Genomic DNA, 23,269 nt, shown 5'->3' on the forward strand with positions numbered 1-23,269 from the left:
ATGCAAGAAACGCATGATCGAATGAGCAAACGGCATTGGCATTGCGCACGCTGTTTTTCGACAATGGGCGCATTCCTTCACCGCTGGAGCATCAATTGTCCTCTTCGAAGCACTCGCTGCAAGCGCCGGACGCCAAACACGCGATCCCGTCGTACCTCCATGCCGACGATCTCGGCCCCTGGGGCAACTACTTGCAGCAGGTCGATCGCGTCGCACCGTATCTCGGTTCTCTCTCCCGTTGGCTTGAAACCCTCAAGCGCCCGAAGCGCATTCTCATAGTCGATTGCCCGATCGAACTCGACAACGGCACCGTCGCGCATTTCGAAGGCTATCGCGTGCAGCACAACACGTCGCGCGGTCCCGGCAAGGGCGGCGTGCGTTATCACCAGGACGTGACGCTTTCCGAAGTGATGGCTTTGTCCGCGTGGATGTCGGTAAAGAACGCGGCAGTGAACGTGCCGTACGGCGGCGCGAAAGGCGGTATTCGCGTCGATCCGCGCTTGCTCTCGCGTGGCGAGCTCGAACGCCTGACGCGCCGGTACACGAGCGAGATCGGCATCATCATCGGGCCGAACACGGACATTCCCGCGCCGGACGTGAACACGAACGAGCAGATCATGGCTTGGATGATGGACACGTACTCCATGAACCAGGGGCAAACGGCTACGGGCGTCGTGACCGGCAAGCCGATCGCGCTTGGCGGCTCGCTCGGCCGCAAGGAAGCGACAGGGCGCGGCGTGTTCGTCGTCGGCTCGGAAGCGGCGCGTCGCATGGGGCTCGAGATCGAAGGCGCGCGTATCGCGGTGCAGGGTTTCGGCAACGTCGGCGGAATCGCGGCGCGGCTGTTCCAGGAAGCGGGCGCGCGGGTCATCGCGGTGCAGGATCACACGGGCACGCTGTACAACTCGAAGGGTATCGACACGCTCGCGCTCGCCGAGCACGTCGCGCAGAACGGCGGCGTTGGCGGCTTTGCTGGCGCCGATCCGGTATCGGCGGACGAGTTCTGGACCATCGAGACCGACATCCTCATTCCGGCCGCGCTGGAAGGCCAGATTACCGAGAAGAACGCGCCGAAGATCAGAACGAAGATCGTCGTGGAAGGCGCGAACGGCCCGACCACGACGGCCGCCGACGACATCCTCCACGACAAGGGCGTGCTCGTGATCCCCGACGTGGTGGCGAATGCGGGCGGTGTGACGGTGTCGTATTTCGAATGGGTGCAGGACTTCTCCAGCTTCTTCTGGACCGAGGACGAGATCAACCAGCGGCTCGAACGTGTCATGCGTGAAGCGTTTGCGGCGGTTTGGCAAGTGGCGAGCGAGCATAAGGTTTCGGTGCGCACGGCGGCCTTCATCGTGGCCTGTACGCGCATTCTCATGGCGCGTGAAATGCGCGGCCTGTATCCCTGATCGCATGGCCACGCGCTCGTGTCGGATGTGGCATGAGGCAAGCGGCTCGCATGACGCGTGCCGCATGAACGATCGATGAAATTTGCGGGCGACGCTCCTTCGGGACGTCGCCCGCATTTGCATGAGGATTGCTATAACATCGCGGTTTTCTGTCGCGACGCGGCTCGACTGAAGTAAGTGCTCAAGCGCCAATGCCGGTGACCTTTCCGCCGACATCCCGAAAATAAGACAGAGTGGGTTAACAATCATTCTTTCAGAATAATTACCCTGCTAAACTTGCCCCGATTTTTGCCACAGGAGATCGAACACATGAAGATTAAAAAAGCTGCGCTGCTCATCGCCGCGCTCGGATTCATCGCGGCTAGCGCTCACGCGCAAGACGCCGGGACGCTCAAGAAAATCAAGGACACGGGTGTGATCTCGCTGGGGCATCGCGAGTCGTCCATTCCTTTCTCGTACTACGACGACAAGCAGAACGTCGTCGGCTATTCGCATGAGTTCGCGCTGCAGGTCGTGGAAGCGGTCAAGCAGAAGCTCAACATGCCGAATCTGAAGGTGAAGCTCACGCCGGTCACGTCGCAAAACCGTATTCCGCTCGTGCAGAACGGCACGGTGGACCTCGAGTGCGGCTCGACCACGAACAACGCGGAACGTCAGCAGCAAGTGGCCTTCTCGAACACGATTTTCGTGATCGGCACGCGCCTCATGACCAAGAAGGATTCCGGCGTGAAGGACTGGGCGGACCTGAAGGGCAAGACGGTCGTGACGACCGCCGGCACGACTTCCGAGCGCCTGCTTCGCAAGATGAATCAGGACAAGAGCATGGGCATGAACATCATCAGCGCGAAGGATCACGGCGAGTCGTTCCTCACGCTGTCGACCGGCCGCGCCGTCGCGTTCATGATGGACGATGCGCTGCTCGCGGGCGAACGCGCCAAGTCCAACACGCCGAACGATTTCGTGATCGTCGGCGCGCCCCAATCGCATGAAGCGTACGGCTGCATGATGCGCAAGAACGACCCCGAGTTCAAGAAGGTCGTGGACGACGCCATCGCCAAGGTGGAAACCTCGGGCGACGCCGACAAGATCTACAAGAAGTGGTTCGAAAGCCCGATTCCGCCGAAGGGCCTCAACCTCAACTTCCCGGAAAGCGACGACATCAAGGCTCTCTTCAAGAGCCCGAATGACAAAGTAATCGACTAACCGGTTCGACTATCGAGCGAACGAGACGGAAGGAGCTTGCTTCTTCCGTTTCTTTTTGGAGTGAGGTCCATGTCTTACCACTGGAACTGGGGCATTCTGCTGAGTCCGGTTTCGACCGGCGAGCCCACCACGTATCTCGGCTGGCTGATTTCCGGCTTCTGGGTGACGATTACCGTGTCGCTCGCGGCTTGGGTGATCGCGCTTGTGGTCGGCTCGTTGTTCGGCATCTTGCGTACGGTCCCGAATCGCTTCCTGGCGGCCATCGGCACTGTCTATGTCGCGATCTTCCGTAATATTCCATTGATCGTGCAGTTCTTCGTCTGGTATCTGGTGATACCCGAGTTGCTGCCGCCTTCCATCGGCAACTGGTTCAAGCAACTGCCGCCATCGGCGCAGTTCTTTTCCTCGTCGATCATCTGTCTCGGACTCTTCACCGGCGCGCGCGTGTGCGAACAGGTGCGCTCGGGCATCAGCGCGCTGCCGCCTGGTCAACGCAACGCGGGTCTCGCAATGGGCTTCACGCAATGGCAGACGTATCGCTATGTGTTGATGCCGGTCGCTTATCGCATCATCGTGCCGCCGCTCACGTCGGAATTCCTCAACGTGTTCAAGAATTCGGCGGTCGCGTCGACCATCGGTCTGCTCGACCTTTCGGCGCAGGCGCGGCAACTCGTCGACTACACGGCGCAGACGTATGAGTCGTTCATCGCGGTGACGCTCGCTTACATGCTCATCAACCTCGTCGTGATGAACCTGATGCGCTGGGTCGAAGCGAAAACCCGGTTGCCTGGCTACATCGGAGGCAAGTAATGCATCAATTCAACTGGAGCGGCATTGTGGGCGCGTGGCCCACGCTGTGGACGGGCGCCATCATCACGCTGCAGATCACGGTGCTCGCCATCGTGATCGGCATTGTCTGGGGCACGGTGCTCGCGCTGTTTCGTCTGTCGGGCGTGAAGCCCTTGCAGTGGTTCGCGAGCGCTTACGTCACGGTGTTCCGCTCGATTCCGCTCGTGATGGTGTTGCTGTGGTTCTTCCTGATCGTGCCGCAGTTGCTGCAGAATGTGCTCGGCTTATCCGCCGATATCGACATTCGCCTCGCTTCCGCGATGGTCGCGTTCTCGCTCTTCGAAGCTGCGTACTATTCGGAGATCATTCGCGCGGGCATTCAGGCGGTGGCGCGCGGTCAGGTGAACGCGGCGTTCGCACTCGGCATGACCTACGGCCAGGCGATGAAACTCGTCGTGCTGCCGCAGGCTTTCCGCGCAATGGTGCCGCTGTTGCTCACGCAGGCGATCGTCCTGTTCCAGGATACGTCGCTCGTCTACGTGATCAGTCTCGCGGACTTCTTCCGCACGGCGACGAACATCGGCGACCGCGACGGCACGACCGTCGAGATGGTGCTGTTCGCCGGCGCGTGCTATTTCGTGGTTTGCGTGTTGGCATCGGCACTCGTAAAAAGTCTTCAGAAAAAGGTCGCAAGATGATCTCTATCAAGAATGTTTCCAAGTGGTATGGGCAGTTCCAGGTGCTGACGGACTGCACGACCGAAGTGAAGAAAGGCGAGGTCGTCGTGGTGTGCGGCCCGTCGGGTTCGGGGAAGTCGACGCTCATCAAGACCGTGAACGGTCTCGAACCGTTTCAGAAGGGCGAGATCACCATCAACGGTCAATCGCTCACGGACAAGAAGACCAATCTCTCGAAGCTGCGTTCGAAGGTCGGCATGGTGTTCCAGCATTTCGAGCTGTTTCCGCATCTGTCGATCGTGCAGAACCTGACGCTCGCGCAGATCAAGGTGCTGGGCCGTTCGAGCGACGAAGCGACGACGAAGGGTCTCAAACTGCTCGATCGCGTGGGCCTGCGCGCGCACGCGGACAAGTTTCCGGGCCAGTTGTCGGGCGGTCAGCAGCAACGCGTGGCGATTGCCCGCGCGCTGTCGATGGACCCGATTGCCATGCTCTTCGACGAACCGACCTCCGCGCTCGATCCCGAGATGATCAACGAAGTGCTCGACGTGATGGTCGAACTCGCGCAGGAAGGCATGACCATGATGTGCGTGACGCACGAAATGGGCTTCGCGAAGAAGGTCGCGCATCGCGTGATCTTCATGGACAAGGGATTGATCGTCGAGGACGACCAGAAGGAAGCGTTCTTTGCGAATCCGAAGTCGGATCGCGCGAAGGACTTTCTGGCGAAAATCCTGCATTGACGCGTTTTAGCGGCGTCATGCAAAACGGCCTTCCGTGAGGAAGGCCGTTTATATTCAGCGTTCGATTCGTTTTATTCGATCCCGAGTTCGGTTTCCACCGACGCCGTCGACTGAATTTCCTCGATCTTCAGCGCCGATCCCACGCACGCTTTGGCAAGCGGCTCGGCGGCCTTCTTCGCGACTTCATCCGGCACCGGAATGTTCACCGTGCGCGAGAGCGCGCCTTTCTGGAACATGGCGAGATCGCCGGGCGCAAAACGCGTCCAGACTTCGTTATCGGTGAGCGGCGAGGTGGCGATGACCGCCACGCGATCTTCCGGCGTCGTGTACTTGGCGAAGTCGATCGACATGTCCGCGTCGATCAAATGCGCGGTCGAAAACGGCCAACTGCGAACCAGATAGTACAAATGCGTCGAGCAGTGCGAGAAGAGCGCCTGGCCGTTGGACATCAGGAAATTGAACACGCCGTGCTTCGTGATCTCGCCTGTGAGCGAGGCGAGCGCGTCGAACAATTCTTCCAGCGGCGGTTGCGAGCGCGGAAACGCCTTGCGCAAACCTTCCAGCAGCGTGCAAAAGGCAAGCTCGCTGTCTGTGTTGCCGACGGGTTGATACAGGCCGTTCAGTTCGGGCGCGTAGTCTTTGAGATCGCCGTTGTGCGCGAAGATCCAGTGCCGTCCCCACAACTCACGCAGGAACGGATGGCAGTTTTCCAGCAGGATATGCCCTTGCGTCGCCTTGCGAATATGCGCGATGGTGTTCTTCGATTTGATCGGATAGCGCTTCACCATCTCCGCGAGCGGCGACTTGGCGGACGATTCATGGTCAATGAAAAGCCGGCACGCCTTGTCCTCGAAGAACGCGATACCCCAGCCGTCCGCGTGGTGATCCGTGACCCCGCCACGCGCGGCGAACCCGGTGAACGAGAACGTCACATCGGTCGGTTCGGCGCAGTTCATTCCGAGAAGTTGGCACATGTTGCTGAAAGCGAGAGCCGGTAAGGGCATTGAGCCCGTTGTTACAATACGTCCGACAAGCATATCACCGGGGCAGTCATCCAAAATTCGAACGGCGTCGGGCAAAACGCGGCGTTGTCAATTTTCCACGGATGTTTTTGCCAGGTCTTTAGATCTCCCGACTCCAACGTTTCCGCCGCCATCACGCCATGTCCAATTCCGCCTCGCCCGATTCGCTCACGACACTCACGATTGCGCGTCCCGACGACTGGCATCTGCACGTGCGCGACGGCGCGATGCTCGCCGCCGTCCTGCCGCATACGGCGCGCCAGTTCGGTCGCGCGATCATCATGCCGAACCTGAAGCCGCCCGTGACGACTACGGAAATGGCCGCGGCTTATCGCGAGCGCATTCTGGCCGCGCTGCCGAAAGACGGCGCCGCCGCGCGTTTCGAGCCGCTGATGACGCTCTATCTCACCGACAACACGCCGCCTGACGAGATCCGCCGGGCGCGCGAAAGCGGTTTCGTGCACGGTGTGAAGCTCTATCCGGCGGGCGCGACGACCAATTCGGACGCGGGCGTGACGAGCCTCGGCAAATGCGCGAAGACGCTCGAAGTCATGCAGGAAACGGGCATGCCGCTGCTCATCCACGGCGAAGTGACCGATGGCGATATCGATATCTTCGATCGCGAGAAGGTGTTCATCGACCGCGTGCTGTTGCCGCTGCGCCGCGATTTCCCCGCGCTCAAGGTGGTGTTCGAGCACATTACGACGAAGGACGCCGCCGATTACGTGCGCGACGCCGAAGGTCCCGATGGCACGATCGGCGCGACCATCACCGCGCATCACCTGCTGTTCAACCGTAATGCCATTCTCGTGGGCGGCATCCGGCCGCATTACTACTGCCTGCCGGTGTTGAAGCGCGAGACGCATCGCGTGGCGCTGGTCGAGGCGGCGACTTCCGGCAACGCGCGCTTTTTCCTCGGCACGGACAGCGCGCCGCATCCGAAAGGCTTGAAAGAGCACGCGTGCGGTTGCGCGGGCTGCTATACGGCGCTCCACGCGCTCGAACTCTATACGGAAGCCTTCGATAAAGCCGGCGCGCTCGACAAACTGGAAGGTTTCGCGAGCTTTCATGGCGCGGATTTCTACGGCCTGCCGCGCAGCGCGGAGAAAGTGACGCTCGAGCGCGCATCGTGGACGCTGCCCGCCGAATTTTCCGTCGGCGACGAAGAGGTCGTGCCGCTGCGTGGCGGGGAATCGATCGGATGGCGCTTCGTGGAGGCAAGTTGAGTGAGCGGCGCGTCGGGGGCGGCTGAAGACGGCGTTGGCCGTTTCGCGGCAATCGACTGGACGCGCCCGTGGTTACCATCGATCGAAACGCGCGGCAGGCGCTGGCAAGCCGCCGCGCTCGATAGCCCGGCGCGCTATTTGTCCGTCATGAACGACGACGCCCGAGCCGCCGCGCATGTCACGGGGCGCGCTCGGCCGCTCGCGTTTATCGCGCAGGAAGCCTTGCCGGACGGGGCGTCGTATGAAGGGCATATCGCCGAAACGGGATGCGTGCCCACGCGCCATAACCTCCACGATTTTTTCAACGGCTTGATGTGGTTTGCGTATCCGCGCGTCAAGGCGGCGCTCAATGCGCGACAGGCCGAGCAGATCGAGACGCGCGGTATCGGTCCGACGCGCGGCGGCGTGCGCGACGCGCTTACGCTTTTCGACGAAAACGCGGTGTTTTTCGCGTACTCGGACGCAATGCTCGCCGATGCCTTGCGCCGCTTCGACTGGCGTGCGCTCTTCATCGAGGGCCGTGCGGCGTGGGGTAAGCGCTGTGAGGCGCGCATTTTCGGACACGCGCTGCTGGAGAAACTCGTTGCGCCGTACAAGGCGTGCACAGGGCACGCGTGGCTCGTGCCGGTGCCCGCTGACTACTTCTCTCTTGACGATACCGCCCGCCGCGCCTTGCTCGATGAACGCGTAACGGCAAGCCTGAATGCCGGGACGATCGAAAGCCGCGCCTTCTCGCCGATACCTGTGCTTGGCGTGCCGGGCTGGTGGCAAGCAAACGAATCCCCCGAGTTTTACGACGATACGACAGTGTTTCGTCCAGGCCGACGCAGCGCGTGAGACGTCGCGGCCAACGCAGCGCGCACGATTCGCAGGCAAAAAACTATTCCTCGAGATGCGGTAGACACCCGATGCTAGAATCGACCCCGCAAAGCAGGCCAGGCAGTCGCGGCTTCGACGTTTCGTGCGTCGAGGGCGAGGAAAGTCCGGACTCCACAGGGCAGGGTGATGGCTAACGGCCATCCGTGGCAACACGCGGAACAGGGCAACAGAAAGCAAACCGCCGATGGCTCCTGGCGCAAGTCGGGAGATCAGGTAAGGGTGAAACGGTGCGGTAAGAGCGCACCGCGGCCATCGTGAGACTGGCCGGCACGGTAACCTCCACCCGGAGCAATTCCAAATAGGCAGGCGCGCATCTTCGAGATGCAGGACGGTGCCCCCGTTCGTCTGCGGGTAGGAAGCTTGAGCGCGTCAGCAATGGCGCGTCTAGAGGAATGACTGCCACGCGCGATCGCTTTCGGGCGTATTGCGTGCACAGAATCCGGCTTATCGGCCCGCTTTGTCGTATTCCAAAAGAAAGAGCCGGCGTCACGCGCGTGACGCCGGCTCTTTTTTGCTTGCGCGCTCGCTCAGACTTCGACGATATCGAACGAATGCGTCAGTTCCGCGGTCTTCGCCAGCATGATCGACGCTGAGCAATACTTGTCATGCGACAGGTTGATCGCGCGCTCGACGGTCGCCGGGTTCAGATTCTTGCCCGTGACCGTAAAGTGAAAGTGAATCTTCGTGAAGACCTTGGGATCTTCGCTCGCGCGATCGGCCTTGAGCGTGACGGAGCAGCCTTGAATCTCCTGGCGGCTCTTTTTCAGGATCATCACCACGTCGTAGGCGGTGCAGCCGCCGGTGCCAAGCAGCACCATTTCCATCGGACGCGGCGCGAGATTGCGTCCGCCGCCTTCGGGCGCTCCGTCCATCGTGACGATATGACCGCTGCCCGTTTCGGCCGCGAACGCCATGCCGTCCGGTCCCATCCAGCTTACTTTGCTTTCCATGCTCAGGCTCCAGCGTTCTACGTTTACAGGGTTTTCATTGTAGCGGCTCGCGGTCGTCGGGATGGCTGCGCATGCGCGCATCTACCGGTTGACGAGCAAACCTTTACGTGAGGGTATTGCCGCCGGATAACAGATTCGCGAAGTGGAGGAAGGACTCTAGCGGGTTAAATCGCTCTGGAAGACCGCTGAATCCGTTCTATCGCGATGTTTTATAAGGGGAAGTCGCGCGCACTGCACCTTTACGGAAATTCCACATTATGAACTCATCTTTCACGATGCAAATCTTCTTGCCTCCCCGCATGACCGTGCCTATACTCGTCTCATTGATTGTCGCAGTTAGACACATCTACCGCGTCTCCTCCACCTCCTCCTTTGGTGGATTAAGCCCGAGCCCTCAGCGCTCGGGCTTTTTTTTCGCCCACAGCGCCCTTGTGGCGGGCCCAAAAGCGTCATTCTTTTGACCTCCGCGACTATTTCCCTTTATAATTCAAAGTTCTCTTCGTTCCACGCCCGCGAAGAGAAGTCAGGGAGAGCCTGCAGCGCGTCCTGAACGCGAGTTCTTGAACGCTCATATAAGCAGGACCGAACAAAGGTAAAGGCTGAAAACAGCCAAGGGCAGATTTAAATTTTTGGATCGATCATGAAGACGTTTTCCGCAAAAGCCCATGAGGTGACGCGTGAATGGTACGTGATTGACGCGACGGATAAGGTTCTCGGCCGTGTCGCCAGCGAAGTGGCACGCCGTCTTCGCGGCAAGCACAAGCCTGAATTCACCCCGCACGTCGACACTGGTGATTTCATCATCATCATCAACGCCGGCAAGCTGAAGGTCACGGGCAATAAAGCTACGGACAAGAAGTACTATCGTCACTCGGGCTACCCGGGCGGCATCTATGAAACGACGTTTGGCAAAATGCAAGAGCGTTTCCCGGGCCGCGCGCTCGAGAAGGCCGTGAAGGGCATGCTGCCGAAGGGTCCGCTCGGCTACGCAATGATCAAGAAGCTGAAGGTCTACGCCGAAGCAACGCATCCGCATACGGCTCAACAGCCTAAAGCGCTCGAGATCTAAGGGGAGCCCACATGATCGGTAACTGGAACTACGGTACGGGCCGCCGCAAGAGCGCCGTCGCTCGCGTCTTCATTAAGTCGGGCAAGGGCGATATCGTCGTCAATGGCAAGCCCATCGCCGACTACTTCTCGCGCGAAACCTCGCTGATGATCGTGCGTCAGCCGCTGGAACTCACGAATCACGCAAGCACGTTCGACATCAAGGTCAACGTGTCGGGCGGCGGTGAAACGGGTCAGGCAGGCGCGGTTCGCCACGGCATCACCCGCGCGCTGATGGACTACGACGCAACGCTCAAGTCGCAACTGTCGAACGCTGGCTTCGTCACCCGCGACGCGCGTGAAGTGGAACGTAAGAAGGTCGGTTTCCACAAGGCACGCCGCCGGAAGCAGTTCTCGAAGCGTTAAGCGCTTTGGCGCTTCGCCTCCGTCTTACTGGACGCGAAGTTGCCCGAAAAAGCCGCCCGCACCGCACGTGCCGGCGGCTTTTTTTGTTCTGACGCGCGCTGCGCCAAATTGTGTCGAATTTGCTTTAGCCCATTGATTTCATGGACATCGAGCACGATGTTAGGAAGAGCCCTACAATAGCGGTTAGAAGCTTAATTGGAGAATTCGAATGAGCACTGTGAGCGACACCCCCACGACCGAGATGCCTTTGCCCTTCGTCTTCACCGACGCGGCCGCGGACAAGGTCAAGCAATTGATCGATGAAGAAGGCAATCCGGAACTGAAACTGCGCGTGTTCGTGCAGGGCGGCGGATGCTCGGGCTTCCAGTATGGTTTTACGTTCGACGAAGCCGTCAACGAAGACGATACCGTAATGGACAAGGCGGGCGTGCAATTGCTCGTCGATTCGATGAGCTATCAATATCTCGTCGGCGCGGAGATCGACTATAAGGACGACCTCAACGGCGCGCAGTTCGTGATCAAGAATCCGAACGCCACGACCACTTGCGGTTGCGGATCGTCGTTCTCGGTCTGAGTTCGGTTTAGCGGTCGAATGAAAAACGGAGCCTTCGGGCTCCGTTTTCGTTTCAGGCTTTAGTGGGCTCAGTGCGGATAGATTGCGCCGAGTACGCGTTCGCCCGCTGCGCCCGTCACGGCTGCCAGATTGCCGGGCTTGCGCGCGACGCAGCGCATTGCGAGCCACGCGAAGGCAAAAGCCTCGACCTGTTGCGGCGGCACGCCGAGCGCGTCGGTCGTCATGACGGGAACGCCCGCCACGCCGCTTTCTTCCAGCGCCTGTTGAAGCATCCTGAGCAGCACCGGATTACGCGCGCCGCCGCCGCAAACGTAGACCGCGCGGGCGTCGGATGCGTGACGCTCGATCTCGCGCGCCACCGAAGTCGCCGTCAGCGCGGCGAGCGTGGCTTGTACATCGGCGGGAGCGAGGCCCGTGAACGCCGCGAGTTTGGCGTCGAGCCATGCGGGATTGAACAAGTCGCGCCCGGTACTCTTGGGCGGTGCTTCCTGAAAGAACGGTTCGTCGAGAAACGCGTTCAAGAGAGCCTGATCGACTTGACCCGATGCCGCGAATTGTCCGCCATCGTCATAGGGTCTTTGCAAATGACGAAGCGCCCATTCGTCGAGCAGCGCATTTGCCGGGCCGCAGTCGAAGCCGCGTACCGCGCCGCTCGACGAGAGAATCGTGATGTTGCTGATACCGCCGAGATTGCAGACCACGTGCGTTTCGTTTTTCGCGCCGAAGAGTGTCGCGTGAAACGCCGGCACGAGCGGCGCGCCCTGGCCGCCGGCGGCGACATCGCGGCTGCGGAAATCTGCTATCACGTCGATGTTCGTCATTTCCGCCAGCAACGCGGGATTGTTGATCTGGCGCGTGTAACCCTTTTCCGGCCGATGCCGCACCGTCTGGCCATGCACGCCGATTGCGCGCACCTTTGTGGACGAATAGCCGCTCATGCTCTGCAACTCGTGGCAGCAAACGGCGTAGCGCGTGGCGAGCGCGTTGGCGGCGAGCGCCTCGCGTTCAAGCTCGTTGGCGCCGGGCGCTTGCAGTTCGAAAAGCGCGTCGCGCAGACCCTTCGAGAACGAGACGTGAGCCTCGCCAAGAACAACGGGCGTCTTGCCGGTCGCGAACTGCACCGCGACGCCATCGACGCCATCCATGCTCGTGCCGGACATCAAACCGAAGTACACGCCGTCCGCCGCGCCGCTTTCGATTACCTCGGTCTTTTTACCCACGCTGCTCTCCTTCGATTCGCTCGAGTCCGCTAAGCCGCGATTATCCGCGTAACTGGCCGAATCGTTAAGCGGCGTCAAAAGCCTCGCTCTGCAATTCGGGCGCGATTGCTGGCCGAAAGGGCGCGAAAGGGCACGTCATCGCGTAAAATCGTCGGCTCGAACCTGCAATTGCACTCATTTTCGCGAATGTCGCCGCGTTGTTCGGACGGCTTCGTCATCGGCGTTAGTGCCGCCCGCGACCGCTCATTTTGACCTCACAAGCCGCAAAGCATGACCACTGAATCCAACGCACCTGCCGCGCAAGCCTTTCCGATTACCGACGAAGTGCGCAACGCGCTCGCCATCGCCAAGCGCGGTTGCGACGAACTGCTGATCGAAGACGAATTCGCGCAGAAGCTCGCCAAAAGCGCGGCCACGGGCAAGCCGCTGCGCATCAAGCTCGGCCTCGATCCGACGGCGCCGGACATTCATATCGGCCATACGGTCGTGCTGAACAAGATGCGCCAGTTGCAGGACCTCGGGCATCAGGTCATTTTTCTGATCGGTGATTTCACTTCGCTGATCGGCGATCCCTCCGGCCGCAACGCCACCCGCCCGCCGCTCACACGCGAGCAGATCGAAAACAACGCAAAGACGTATTTCGAACAGGCCGCGCTCGTGCTCGACCGCGAGAAGACCGAGATTCGCTACAACAGCGAATGGTCGATGCCGCTCGGCGCCGACGGCATGATCAAGCTGGCATCGCGCTACACGGTCGCGCGAATTCTGGAACGCGAGGATTTCACCAAGCGCTTTCAGGGCGGCGTGCCCATTTCCATCCACGAGTTGCTTTACCCGCTGATGCAAGGCTACGACTCCGTCGCGCTGAACGCGGACCTCGAACTCGGCGGCACGGACCAAAAATTCAATCTGCTTGTCGGCCGCGAATTGCAAAAGCAATACGGTCAAGAGCAGCAATGTATTTTGACGATGCCGCTGCTCGAAGGTCTCGATGGCGTCGAGAAGATGTCGAAGTCGAAGCACAATTACGTTGGCATCAGCGAGAAGCCAACGGAGATGTTCGGCAAGCTGATGAGCATCTCCGACGTGCTCATGTGGCGATATTTCGAACTGCTGTCTTTCCGCAGCATCGAGGAAATCGCGGGCTTCAAGAAGGAAGCGGAAGGCGGCCGCAATCCGCGCGACTTCAAGGTGTTGCTGGCGCAGGAGATCGTCACGCGCTTTCATTCCGCGCCAGATGCCGAGCGCGCGCTCGAAGACTTCAATCATCGCGCGAAGGGCGGCGTGCCGGACGATATCCCGAGCGTCACGCTCGCGGGTGCGCCGCTCGCGATCGGTCAGTTGCTCAAGCAGGCGGGACTCGCGCCATCGACGAGCGAAGCGCTGCGTAACATCGAGCAGAACGGCGTGAAGATCGATGGCGTGACCATCACCGACAAAGGCTTGAAGGTCGAGGCGGGCGAGTTCGTCGTGCAAGTCGGCAAGCGCCGTTTTGCGCGGATCACGTTGACCGCATGATTGCGCTCATCCAGCGCGTGGCGCGCGCCGACGTGCGCGTGGGCGAGCGTGTCACGGGCGCCATCGGCGCAGGCTTGCTCGCGCTGGTCTGCGCCGAGCGCGGCGACAACGAAGCAACCGCCGACAAGCTGCTGGCGAAGATGCTTGCGTATCGAGTCTTCAGCGACGCTGCCGGCAAGATGAATCTTTCCGTGCAGAACATTGATGGCGCGGGGCGCGCGGGCGGCGTCTTGCTGGTGTCGCAATTCACGCTTGCCGCCGATACGTCGAGCGGCTTGCGTCCGAGCTTCACGCCCGCCGCGCCGCCCGACGAAGGCAAGCGCCTCTTCGACCACTTCGTGCGCGAGGCGCGCAAGAAGCATCCGGTGGTCGAGACCGGCGAATTTGGTGCGGACATGCAGGTATCGCTCGTGAACGACGGGCCGGTCACATTCTGGCTGCAAGTGCGGCCGCAACCGGAAACGCCATGACCACTCAGGTCCTTTTCATTCGCCACGGCGAAACCGACTGGAATCGCATCAAGCGCATACAAGGGCATATCGACATTCCGCTCTCCGAGCACGGGCGTCTGCAGGCCGAGCAACTGGGCCGGCGCTTGGCGCGTGAGGGCGGGCTCGATGCGGTCTATTCGAGTGACCTGCAACGCGCGCAGCAAACGGCGCGTCCTTTCGCGGATGCGCTCGGGCTCGAACTGTGTCTTTCGAAGGGACTGCGCGAGCGCTTGTACGGCGCGTTTCAAGGTCACGACAGCGACGAGATCAGCGAGAAGTTTCCTGCGGAGTTCGTCGAATGGCAAACGCGGGACCCGGGTTTTACGCCGCCGGGTGGCGAATCACAGCGGGTGTTTTATCACCGTGTCGTGCATGCAATGGAGCCTATCCTAGCCGCGCATCCGGGCGGGCGCATTGCGTGCGTGGCGCATGGCGGCGTGCTGGACTGCATCTATCGGTTTGCTAAGCAGCTGTCGTTGCAGGACGCTCGCGACTGGCCGTTGTTGAATTGCAGCGTCAATGTCGTGGATTACGACGGGGATGCGGCGAGGGTGGTTTCGTGGGGCGACGTTTCGCATCTGGCGACGGATACGGACGACGATGGGTTGCGAAAGCAAGCCTAACCCTCACCCCTTCGCATCCCAAAGCTCCCGAATCGGCCCTGCATCGGGCGCAGCCAGCCCGAAGTGCCGATAAGTCAGTAACGTCGCCACGCGCCCGCGCGGCGTGCGTTGCAAATACCCTTGCTGAATCAGATACGGCTCCAGCACGTCTTCGATGGTATCGCGCTCTTCGCCGATAGCCGCCGCGAGATTGTCCACGCCCACCGGGCCGCCATCGAACTTCTGCAGGATGGCTTCGAGCAGCTTGCGGTCCATCAGGTCGAAGCCGACGGGATCGACATCGAGCATCTTCAGCGCGGCATCCGCGACTTCGGCGGTAATGTTGCCGTCCGCTTTCACCTCGGCGAAATCGCGCACGCGGCGCAGCAGCCGGTTCGCGATACGCGGCGTGCCACGCGAACGCCGCGCAATCTCGAGCGCGCCCTCGGGCACGATCTCCGCCTTCAGCAACGAAGCCGAACGCGACACGATACGCGCCAGTTCGCTCGCGTTATAAAACTCGAGCCGCGACACAATGCCGAAGCGGTCGCGCAGAGGATTGGTCAACATGCCCGCGCGCGTCGTCGCGCCGACGAGCGTGAACGGCTGCAGATCCAGCTTCACGCTACGCGCGGCCGGGCCTTCGCCGATCATGATGTCGATCTGATAATCCTCCAGCGCCGGATAAAGAATTTCCTCGACGACCGGCGAGAGCCGATGAATCTCGTCGATGAACAACACGTCATTCGCTTCGAGATTGGTGAGGAGGGCAGCGAGGTCGCCCGCGCGCTCCAGCACCGGCCCTGAGGTCTGTCGCAAATTAACGCCCATTTCCCGCGCGATGATGTGCGCGAGTGTCGTCTTGCCGAGACCCGGCGGCCCGAACAGCAGTACATGATCGAGCGCTTCCGAACGGCGCTTGGCCGCCTCGATGAAAATCTCGAGCTGGCCGCGCACCTTTTCCTGGCCGACGTATTCGTCGAGCTGGCGCGGTCGCAACGCGCGCTCGAAGGCTTCTTCGTTCGGCGAGACGGGCGTGGCCGCGATGATGCGCTCAGCGGCGAGTTTGTCGGTTTCGATCATCCGTCGATTGTACAGCGAGCTTTCCCGCGATAAACCTGGCCGAACGGCCTAATGGCGCAACACGCGAAACGCCCGCAGAATCAGCCTTTCGAGAGCGCCTTGAGCGCGAGCTTGATGCCCTCGGAGACGCCGGTTCCGGCAGGCACGTTCTTAATCGCGGTGAGCGCTTCTTTCTCGGAATAGCCGAGCGCAAGCAGGGCATTGAGGATGTCGGAGGCGTGATCGGACTGCGAAGCCGCGCTTGCCATCGCGCCGAGATCGGCGCCGAGCTTGCCCTTGAGTTCGAGCAGCAGACGCTCGGCCGTCTTCTTGCCGATGCCCGGCACGCGCGTGAGGCGCGCGGCGTCCTGCGTCGTCACCGTTTGCGAGAGCTCCTGCACGCTCATGCCGGAGAGCACGGCCAGCGCCATGCGCGCGCCGATGCCGCTGATCTTTAACAACTCGCGAAACGTCGAACGCTCCTGCGCGGTGAGAAATCCGTACAGCAGATGCGCGTCCTCACGCACGATCATCTGCGTGAGCAGGACGACCTTCTCGCCGGCATGCGGCAGGTTGTAGAAGGTGCTCATCGGCACGTCGATTTCGTAGCCGACGCCGCCGCAATCGACGAGCAGATGCGGCGGATTTTTTTCCAGCAGAACGCCGGCAATGCGACCGATCATATTTGCAGTAAGTATCGAGGTTGATTAGCCGATGAGACGACCGCGCCTGACGCGCAAGCCTTTTTTCGCCAGCGACGGCGCGATCGTGCCGAGCGCCGCGAGGCCGGTGCCGCCATGCGCGTGGCAGATCGCCATGCCGAGCGCATCCGCTGCGTCGGTGCTGGGTACGCCTGTCAGGCCGAGCAGACGCACGACCATCTGCTGCATTTGCTCCTTGGTGGCGCGGCCATAGCCGACCACGGCTTGCTTCAATTGCAGCGCGGTGTATTCCGCGACCGGCAGGCCGCTCGCCACCATGCCGCAGATGGCCGCGCCGCGCGCCTGGCCAAGCAGCAGCGTGGACTGCGGATTCACGTTCACGAAGACTTTTTCGATCGCCGCCTGATCTGGATTGTGCTGCCCGATGAGCGTGGAAATGCCCTCGAAGATGGTGTTCAGACGCGAAGGCAAGTCTGCGTCGGCTGTCTTGATCACGCCGCTCGTCACGTAGGTGAGCGAGTGCCCGGTCTTGTCGATGATGCCGAAGCCGGTCACGCGCAAGCCCGGATCGATGCCTAGAATTCTCATGTTTGCGGAAATGCGCTCCGGCGTGGCGGTCGTTCGAAATGAAATTGGCCTGTCTGTGCCGCCAATCAGCAGGCAGCGCAAACAGGCCAATAATAAAGGATGCCGCAGCGATTAATGGCGGAAATGACGCGTGCCGGTGAGAATCATCGCAACATTGTGCTCGTCGGCGGCGGCGACCACTTCGTCGTCGCGCATGGAGCCGCCTGGCTGGATCACGCAGGTCGCGCCTGCATTGACCACCACGTCGAGCCCGTCGCGGAACGGGAAGAACGCGTCCGAAGCCACGGCCGAGCCGGTCAGCGTGAGACCCGCGTTCTGCGCCTTGATGCCCGCAATGCGCGCCGAATCCACGCGGCTCATCTGCCCCGCGCCGACGCCAAGCGTCATGCCGCCGCCGCAGAACACGATGGCGTTCGACTTCACGAACTTCGCCACGCGCCACGCAAACATGAGGTCGTCCATTTCCTTGGGCGTGGGGTGGCGCTTCGTCACCACGCGCAGTTCATGCGGCTGCACGTTCTTCGAATCGAGCGATTGCACCAGCAGCCCGCCGCCCACGCGCTTCAGGTCGAACGCGTTATGACCGTCGCCGAGCGCGATCTGCAAGAGACGCACGTTCTGCTTGGCCGCGAACACCGCGCGCGCGGCATCGCTGAACGAAGGCGCGATCAGCACTTCGACGAACTGCTTGGCTACGGCCTGCGCCGCCGCTTCGTCCACTTCGCGATTGAACGCGATGATGCCGCCGAACGCCGACGTAGGATCGGTCTTGAACGCCTTGGAGTAGGCTTCGTGCGCGTTTGCGCCGAGCGCCACGCCACACGGATTCGCATGCTTGATGATGACGCAGGCGGGCGCGTCGAAGGTTTTCACGCATTCCCATGCCGCGTCGGAATCGGCGATGTTGTTGTACGAGAGTTCCTTGCCCTGCAACTGCTCGTAGTTAGCGAGCGCGCCAGCGGGCACCGCGAGATCGCGATAGAACGCCGCGCTCTGATGCGGATTCTCGCCGTAACGCAGATCCTGCACCTTCTCGAAAGCGACGTTGAAGGTTGCCGGATACGTATTGCGAGTTGCGTGTTGAAGCTCTTCGGTCAGACTCGTCAGATAGTTCGTGATCGCGCCATCGTATTGCGCGGTATGCGCGAACACTTTCGTGGCGAGACGGAAGTTCGTCTTGTAGGCCACGCTGTTGTGATTCGCGCGCATTTCGTCGAGCACGGTGGCGTAATCGGCCGGATCGACGATCACGGTGACATCGCGATGATTCTTTGCCGCCGAGCGCAGCATGGTCGGCCCGCCGATGTCGATGTTCTCGATGGCGTCTTCCAGCGAGCACTCTTCCTTCGCCACGGTCTGCACGAACGGATACAGATTCACCACTAGCAGATCGATGGTCGGAATGTCGTGCTTCTCCAGCGCCGCCATGTGCTCCGGCAGATCGCGGCGCGCGAGAATGCCGCCGTGAACCTTGGGATGCAGCGTCTTCACGCGCCCATCGAGCATTTCCGGAAAGCCGGTGTAGTCGGCGACCTCCGTGACGGGCAAGCCCGCGTCGGCCAGCAGTTTCGCCGTGCCGCCGGTCGAGAGGAGCTTGACGCCGAGCTCCGCCAGCGATTTGGCGAAGTCGATGATGCCGGATTTGTCGGAAACGGAAATGAGCGCTTGCTTGATCATGGTGAACACTGAAACCAAAAAGGATAGCCAGGCCAGACCAGGGCGGACGCCCCGGTCCGATGAATCAAATCAGTCCGTGCTGCTGAAGCTTCTTGCGTAAGGTGTTGCGGTTGATGCCGAGATAATCGGCCGCAAGCGACTGGTTGCCGCCTGCCTGCTCGAGCACCACTTCGAGCAGCGGTTTTTCCACGCACGAAATCACCATGTCGTAGACGTCGTGCGGGTTGGAGCCGTCCAGATCCTGAAAATAATTGTCCAGGCTCTGGCGGACGCATTGTTCGATGTTATGTCTGCTCATGCGGCTTTTTGTCGGTCTATGTCGTGATGCCCGCCGCACGATTCTTCGGCAGCCGCGTCGCAGTCGTCGCCGCTCTCGTCGACATAGACCAGACGGTCGGACAACGCTTTTTGCGCGTCGAAGAATTCGTTGACCGCGAGCAATTGTTCTTTGGTCGTGTCCAGCGTATTCATCCGGTGCCGGAAGGTGTTGGCGCCGGAAAGGCCGCGAGTGTACCAGCCGATGTGCTTGCGCGCAGTCCGTACGCCCGTGAATTCCCCGTAGAAAGCGTAGTGATCTTCGAGGTGCTCGTTCATCACCTGCTGGATCTCTTCGATGAGCGGCGGCGGCAGCCGTTCGCCCGTCGTCAGAAAATGTTCGATCTCGCGAAAGAGCCACGGTCGACCCTGCGCCGCGCGGCCGATCATGATCGCGTCCGCGCCCGTCACCGTCAGCACGTGCCGCGCCTTCTCGGGCGTCGTGATGTCGCCGTTCGCGACCACTGGAATCTTCACCGCGTTCTTGACGGCCGCGATGGTCTCGTATTCGGCGTCGCCCTTATAGAGGTCCGCGCGCGTGCGGCCATGCACGGTGAGCATGGAGATGCCGGCATCTTCCGCGATCCGCGCGATGTTCAGCGCGTTCTTGTTCTCGCGATTCCACCCCGTGCGAATCTTGAGCGTGACGGGCACGGCATCCGGCCCTACGCCGACGGCCTGAACCACCGTCTCGACGATACGCGCCACGAGTTCTTCGTTCTGCAGGAGCGCGGAACCCGCCGCGACGTTGCAAACCTTCTTGGCGGGACATCCCATGTTGATGTCGATGACCTGCGCGCCGTTCGCGACGTTGTGGCGCGCGGCTTCGGCCAGCATCTGCGGGTCGGCGCCCGCGATCTGAACGGAGATTGGCTCGACTTCGCCCGCGTGGTTGGCGCGCCGCATGGTCTTTTCGCTCTTCCACAACTGCGCGTTCGAAGCGACCATCTCCGACACCGCGTAGCCCGCGCCCATGCGCTTGCAGAGCTGACGGAACGGACGGTCGGTGACGCCTGCCATCGGGGCGACGAACAGGTTGTTGCGCAGAACGTGCGAACCAATGCTTGGCATGAAGGCTTGGGCGTGGCGCCGACGACATGAAGCAAGGCGCCATGAAAAGCGCCGCGCTGCGTCGAGCGTTTGCTAGTGATGAAGGGAAACGCGTATTTTAACGCGAAGCGGGTGCTGAAATTAAGAGCAATCGCGCGCAAGTCTTTAAATCTTCTATGAAAGCGGACGAGCTCATAGAGGATAAGTCGGGCTTTGTGCTGACGAATGAGGCGGCGTCGCGTCGTGCGACCCGCCGCCGAATACAGATAGAAAGCGGATCAGCGTCTTTGCCCGAACATCATCTGACGGGCGAGCGCCGTCTTCAATGGCGGCAGGAACTCGAGCGCCGTCAAGGCAAGCCCGCGCATCGCGGCAAGCGGAGCGAAGTCCACCGTGAAGATGCGCGCGAGCGTATCGGTGGCGCCGATCGTCAGACGCCGGTCGAGCGCGCGGCGTTGAGCGAAGCGCAGAAGCGCAAGCGGACGCGCGCCATCGGCGGACAAGGCATCCGACAGCGCGCGTGCATCGCGCAAGCCCAGGTTCAGGCCTTGACCCGCGACCGGGTGCAAGGTCTGCGCCGCGTTGCCGATTGCGACCGTGCGGCGATCCACCAGCGCGTGGAGCGCGGTGAGCCCGAGCGGAAACGCCGCCCGCGACGCGATGCGCGTGAAGCGGCCCATGCGCGTACCGAAGGCAGCGCCGAGTTCGGCGAGAAACGCCGAGTCGTCGAGCTGCATGCGCCGCGCGGCTTCATCGGGCGAACCGCACCAGACGAGCGAATAGTCCGCGTGACGCGCGCCGCCGCAGGGCAGCAACGCAATCGGACCTTCGCGCGTGAAGCGCTCCCATGCCACGTTCGCCTGAGGCTCCGATACGCTCACCGTACCGACGATCGCCGTTTGCGCGTAATCGCGCGCGTGCCGTTCGTTCGAGACGGCGCTCTCGCCCGAAGTCTGCTGATACAGCCCGCCTTCCGCGTTCACCAGCACGCGCACGCGGATCGTGCGTTCGCCCGCCGACGACTTGAGCGGCAAGGTGACGCCCTCGTCGTCCTGCAGCGGCGGCAGCGCGGAGGTCTCGGTGAGCCAGTCCACGTTCGTTGCGCGCACCCCGCTGGCAAGCGCACTGACGAGCGAACCGTAGCGCACCACGTAGCCCAGCTCGGGCAACTCGTGTTCGTCGTGCTCGATCAGCGTGCGGCCGAAGTGCCCGCGCTGCGACACGTGGATGCGGCGGATTGGCGTGGCATCGGCGGGAAAGCCGAGCGGCTGAAGCATCACGCGGCTGCCATGCGAGAGCGCGAGCGAACGCGGATCGCTCGCGGCGGCTTCAGGCGTGCGTGCGTCGATCAACGCGATCGACAAGCGTTGCGTGGCGCTGCGCCGCGCAAGCCAGCCCGCGAGCGCGAGCCCGACCGGCCCCGCGCCGACAATGGCGATGTCATGGTCGAAATTCCCTTCGTCCTGCACGGGCCTGGTCGTGTCGTTCATATCAGTCTTGGTTCGATTCGCGCATCAGCGCTTCGATTTCGTCGGCATCGACGGGCACTTCACGGGTGAGCAACTCGCAGCCATTAGGCGTGACGATGGCGTCGTCCTCGATACGAATGCCGATGTTCCAGTAGCGCTCGGGCACGTCTTCGGCGGCGCGCACGTAAAGGCCTGGTTCGATGGTGAGCGCGTTGCCCGCGGCGAGCGTGCGCCACTCGCGCGCGCCCTGCGCATCGCGCGGGCCGTCGGCGTTGCGATAGTCGCCCGCGTCATGCACGTCCATGCCGAGCCAGTGCCCCGTGCGATGCATGTAGAAGCGCGCGAAGGCGCGTTCGCCGATCACGTCATCGACATTGCCGAACTTCGCTTTATCGAGGATGCCGGTATCGAGCAAACCTTGCGACAGCACTTTCACCGCAGCCTGATGCGGTGCGTCGAAACTGACGCCGGCGCGGGTCGCTTCGATGGCGGCGCTTTGCGCGGCCAGCACGATGTCGTAAAGCTCGCGCTGCGGCGGCGTGAACAGACCGCTTGCCGGGAAAGTGCGTGTGATGTCGGAGGCGTAGCCGTCGAGTTCGCAGGCGGCGTCGATGAGGATCAGGTCGCCATCCCGCGCGATGGCATTGCCCGCCGGATAGTGCAGCACGCAGGCATTCGCCCCCGCCGCGACGATGGAACCGTAAGCGGGCGCCTGCGCGCCGCGTCGGCGGAACGTATAGAGCAGTTCGGCTTCGATCTCGTATTCGTGCATGCCGGGACGACACGCACGCATGGCGCGCCGATGCGCTTCGGCTGAAATCGACCCGGCGCGTCGCATGATCGCGATTTCGTGCGCGTCTTTCACGAGCCGCATCTCGTCGAGCAGCGGCAGGAGATTGCGTGCCTCTTCCGGCGCGCGAACACCGCTGCGGCCTTGCGCGCGCACGGCGGCGAGCCAGCCGCGCACTTGCGCGTCCACTTCCGCCGATGCCCCGAGCGCGTAGTACAACGCGGGTCTATCCGCGATGAGACGCGGCATCTCCTCGTCGAGCGAATCGATGGCGAAGGCGGCATCGAAACCGAAGGCATCGCGCGCGGCTTCGGGGCCAAACCGAAAGCCTTCCCAGGTTTCGCGCTCGGCGTTCTTTTCGCGACAAAAGAGGATGGATGCAGGCTCGCCGTCTTGCGCGCTCGCGTTCAGCACGAGCGTCGCCTCGGGCTCGGTGAAGCCTGTCAGATAGTAGAAATAGCTGTCGTGGCGAAAGGGGTAGTCGGCGTCGCGATTACGCAAGACTTCCGGCGCGGTAGCCACGACGGCGATGCCCCCGCCTTGGGCGCGCATCGCGGCGAGCACGCGTTCGCGGCGGCCGCGATAGACGTCGACGGCGATGGGGCTGGCAAGTTCGGTGAGTGAGTTCATTCGCCGATTGTAGCGCCGGGTTTCGATGCAGGGGGACTCGGCCATTCGGCCTGTTGGTGAGTGCGGTGAGGGTAGGGCAGAATTTGCGGTCGAGTGGAGCGCGCGGGGCGTATGTGCTTTCGTCGCGGACGAATCGGCGCGCGGAATGTCGATTTTCGGCGATGCGCAGGGTCTCAGGCCCGATGGATCTACGCAGCATCACGGATTGATTCGTCGCATGTCTTCGACCTCCGTGGTGCGCACTGTCGGC

Annotated in this window: 24 protein-coding genes and 1 other RNA gene; 14 read left to right on the forward strand and 11 right to left on the reverse strand. The window is 61.8% G+C overall.

What is annotated here, in order from left to right; all coding sequences use genetic code 11:
- The first annotated feature begins 95 nt into the window (after positions 1-95).
- The 5 genes from P9250_RS20370 (at position 96) to P9250_RS20390 (ending at position 4,821) form a co-directional block, all read left to right on the forward strand.
- Positions 96-1,409 (forward strand): Glu/Leu/Phe/Val dehydrogenase, encoded by a 1,314-nt coding sequence (locus tag P9250_RS20370; RefSeq protein WP_309961575.1) that lies wholly within the window; start codon positions 96-98, stop codon positions 1,407-1,409.
- A gap of 309 nt (positions 1,410-1,718) precedes the next feature.
- Entirely contained in the window at positions 1,719-2,612 is an 894-nt protein-coding gene (locus P9250_RS20375; protein ID WP_244826980.1) for a glutamate/aspartate ABC transporter substrate-binding protein, read from the forward strand.
- Positions 2,613-2,681: 69 nt separating this feature from the next.
- Positions 2,682-3,422 (forward strand): amino acid ABC transporter permease, encoded by a 741-nt coding sequence (locus tag P9250_RS20380; RefSeq protein ID WP_250462988.1) that lies wholly within the window; start codon positions 2,682-2,684, stop codon positions 3,420-3,422.
- Positions 3,422-4,099, forward strand: a complete 678-nt coding sequence (gene gltK, locus P9250_RS20385) for a glutamate/aspartate ABC transporter permease GltK (RefSeq protein ID WP_244826982.1) — start codon at positions 3,422-3,424, stop codon at positions 4,097-4,099. Before P9250_RS20380 ends, gltK begins: the two co-directional genes overlap by 1 nt.
- On the forward strand, positions 4,096-4,821 hold the full coding sequence (locus P9250_RS20390) for an amino acid ABC transporter ATP-binding protein (RefSeq protein WP_250462991.1): 726 nt from the start codon (positions 4,096-4,098) through the stop codon (positions 4,819-4,821). The genes gltK and P9250_RS20390 overlap by 4 nt, the downstream gene beginning before the upstream one ends.
- A 71-nt stretch (positions 4,822-4,892) precedes the next feature.
- Here P9250_RS20390 and P9250_RS20395 read toward each other — a convergent pair whose 3' ends face one another.
- Positions 4,893-5,795, reverse strand: a complete 903-nt coding sequence (locus tag P9250_RS20395; protein WP_250462994.1) for a class II glutamine amidotransferase — start codon at positions 5,793-5,795, stop codon at positions 4,893-4,895.
- 188 nt (positions 5,796-5,983) lie between these two features.
- Between P9250_RS20395 and pyrC the strand changes: the two genes are divergently transcribed.
- From pyrC to rnpB, 3 genes are all read left to right on the forward strand, one after another.
- A complete protein-coding gene (gene pyrC / locus P9250_RS20400; protein WP_309961570.1) occupies positions 5,984-7,069 on the forward strand; it encodes a dihydroorotase in 1,086 nt (361 codons plus the stop codon).
- Positions 7,070-7,906: a DUF3025 domain-containing protein gene (locus tag P9250_RS20405; RefSeq protein WP_310394842.1), complete on the forward strand. Its 837-nt coding sequence runs from the start codon at positions 7,070-7,072 to the stop codon at positions 7,904-7,906.
- Positions 7,907-7,996: 90 nt separating this feature from the next.
- An RNA gene (rnpB, locus tag P9250_RS20410) (RNase P RNA component class A) lies at positions 7,997-8,411 on the forward strand.
- 64 nt (positions 8,412-8,475) lie between these two features.
- Here the strand turns inward: rnpB and P9250_RS20415 are convergent.
- Complete coding sequence (locus P9250_RS20415; protein ID WP_244826987.1) at positions 8,476-8,898, reverse strand: OsmC family protein; 423 nt, start codon at positions 8,896-8,898, stop codon at positions 8,476-8,478.
- 640 nt (positions 8,899-9,538) lie between these two features.
- On the opposite strand from P9250_RS20415, the gene rplM reads away from it, so the two are divergent.
- From rplM to erpA, 3 genes are all read left to right on the forward strand, one after another.
- Positions 9,539-9,967, forward strand: a complete 429-nt coding sequence (rplM, locus tag P9250_RS20420; protein ID WP_244826988.1) for a 50S ribosomal protein L13 — start codon at positions 9,539-9,541, stop codon at positions 9,965-9,967.
- Between the two features lie 11 nt (positions 9,968-9,978).
- Positions 9,979-10,371 carry a 30S ribosomal protein S9 gene (rpsI, locus tag P9250_RS20425; protein WP_244826989.1) on the forward strand — a complete coding sequence of 131 codons (393 nt, stop codon included), beginning with the start codon at positions 9,979-9,981 and terminating at the stop codon, positions 10,369-10,371.
- A 208-nt stretch (positions 10,372-10,579) separates the two neighbouring features.
- Positions 10,580-10,945 (forward strand): iron-sulfur cluster insertion protein ErpA, encoded by a 366-nt coding sequence (erpA, locus tag P9250_RS20430; protein ID WP_244826990.1) that lies wholly within the window; start codon positions 10,580-10,582, stop codon positions 10,943-10,945.
- A 68-nt stretch (positions 10,946-11,013) separates the two neighbouring features.
- Here the strand turns inward: erpA and P9250_RS20435 are convergent, their stop codons facing one another.
- On the reverse strand, positions 11,014-12,144 hold the full coding sequence (locus P9250_RS20435) for an anhydro-N-acetylmuramic acid kinase (protein ID WP_310396820.1): 1,131 nt from the start codon (positions 12,142-12,144) through the stop codon (positions 11,014-11,016).
- A gap of 291 nt (positions 12,145-12,435) precedes the next feature.
- On the opposite strand from P9250_RS20435, the gene tyrS reads away from it, so the two are divergent.
- Genes tyrS through P9250_RS20450 form a run of 3 tightly spaced genes read left to right on the forward strand, consistent with a single transcriptional unit; the run spans position 12,436 to position 14,797 of the window.
- The gene (gene tyrS / locus P9250_RS20440) at positions 12,436-13,683 is read left to right on the forward strand and encodes a tyrosine--tRNA ligase (RefSeq protein ID WP_250463004.1); all 1,248 of its coding nucleotides are present in this window, start codon (positions 12,436-12,438) and stop codon (positions 13,681-13,683) included.
- Entirely contained in the window at positions 13,680-14,153 is a 474-nt protein-coding gene (gene dtd, locus P9250_RS20445) for a D-aminoacyl-tRNA deacylase (protein WP_310394845.1), read from the forward strand. The genes tyrS and dtd overlap by 4 nt, the downstream gene beginning before the upstream one ends.
- Positions 14,150-14,797 carry a histidine phosphatase family protein gene (locus tag P9250_RS20450; RefSeq protein ID WP_310394847.1) on the forward strand — a complete coding sequence of 216 codons (648 nt, stop codon included), beginning with the start codon at positions 14,150-14,152 and terminating at the stop codon, positions 14,795-14,797. Before dtd ends, P9250_RS20450 begins: the two co-directional genes overlap by 4 nt.
- Positions 14,798-14,800: 3 nt before the next feature.
- Here the strand turns inward: P9250_RS20450 and ruvB are convergent, their stop codons facing one another.
- The 8 genes from ruvB to P9250_RS20490 all read right to left on the reverse strand — a co-directional run bounded on the left by ruvB (position 14,801) and on the right by P9250_RS20490 (position 23,064).
- Positions 14,801-15,859 carry a Holliday junction branch migration DNA helicase RuvB gene (gene ruvB, locus P9250_RS20455; protein ID WP_244826994.1) on the reverse strand — a complete coding sequence of 353 codons (1,059 nt, stop codon included), beginning with the start codon at positions 15,857-15,859 and terminating at the stop codon, positions 14,801-14,803.
- 80 nt (positions 15,860-15,939) lie between these two features.
- A complete protein-coding gene (gene ruvA / locus P9250_RS20460) occupies positions 15,940-16,521 on the reverse strand; it encodes a Holliday junction branch migration protein RuvA (protein ID WP_244826995.1) in 582 nt (193 codons plus the stop codon).
- A 24-nt stretch (positions 16,522-16,545) separates the two neighbouring features.
- Complete coding sequence (ruvC, locus tag P9250_RS20465; RefSeq protein WP_310394850.1) at positions 16,546-17,088, reverse strand: crossover junction endodeoxyribonuclease RuvC; 543 nt, start codon at positions 17,086-17,088, stop codon at positions 16,546-16,548.
- 111 nt (positions 17,089-17,199) lie between these two features.
- Entirely contained in the window at positions 17,200-18,765 is a 1,566-nt protein-coding gene (purH, locus tag P9250_RS20470) for a bifunctional phosphoribosylaminoimidazolecarboxamide formyltransferase/IMP cyclohydrolase (RefSeq protein ID WP_244826997.1), read from the reverse strand.
- A gap of 64 nt (positions 18,766-18,829) precedes the next feature.
- A complete protein-coding gene (locus P9250_RS20475; protein WP_310394853.1) occupies positions 18,830-19,063 on the reverse strand; it encodes a Fis family transcriptional regulator in 234 nt (77 codons plus the stop codon).
- The gene (dusB, locus tag P9250_RS20480; RefSeq protein WP_250491781.1) at positions 19,060-20,151 is read right to left on the reverse strand and encodes a tRNA dihydrouridine synthase DusB; all 1,092 of its coding nucleotides are present in this window, start codon (positions 20,149-20,151) and stop codon (positions 19,060-19,062) included. The genes P9250_RS20475 and dusB overlap by 4 nt, the downstream gene beginning before the upstream one ends.
- Positions 20,152-20,408: 257 nt before the next feature.
- A complete protein-coding gene (locus tag P9250_RS20485) occupies positions 20,409-21,620 on the reverse strand; it encodes a UbiH/UbiF/VisC/COQ6 family ubiquinone biosynthesis hydroxylase (RefSeq protein ID WP_310394855.1) in 1,212 nt (403 codons plus the stop codon).
- 1 nt (position 21,621) lies between these two features.
- Entirely contained in the window at positions 21,622-23,064 is a 1,443-nt protein-coding gene (locus P9250_RS20490; protein ID WP_409014917.1) for an aminopeptidase P N-terminal domain-containing protein, read from the reverse strand.
- Positions 23,065-23,269 lie beyond the last annotated feature (205 nt).

The organism is Caballeronia sp. LP006 (assembly GCF_031450995.1).
Lineage (GTDB): Bacteria > Pseudomonadota > Gammaproteobacteria > Burkholderiales > Burkholderiaceae > Caballeronia.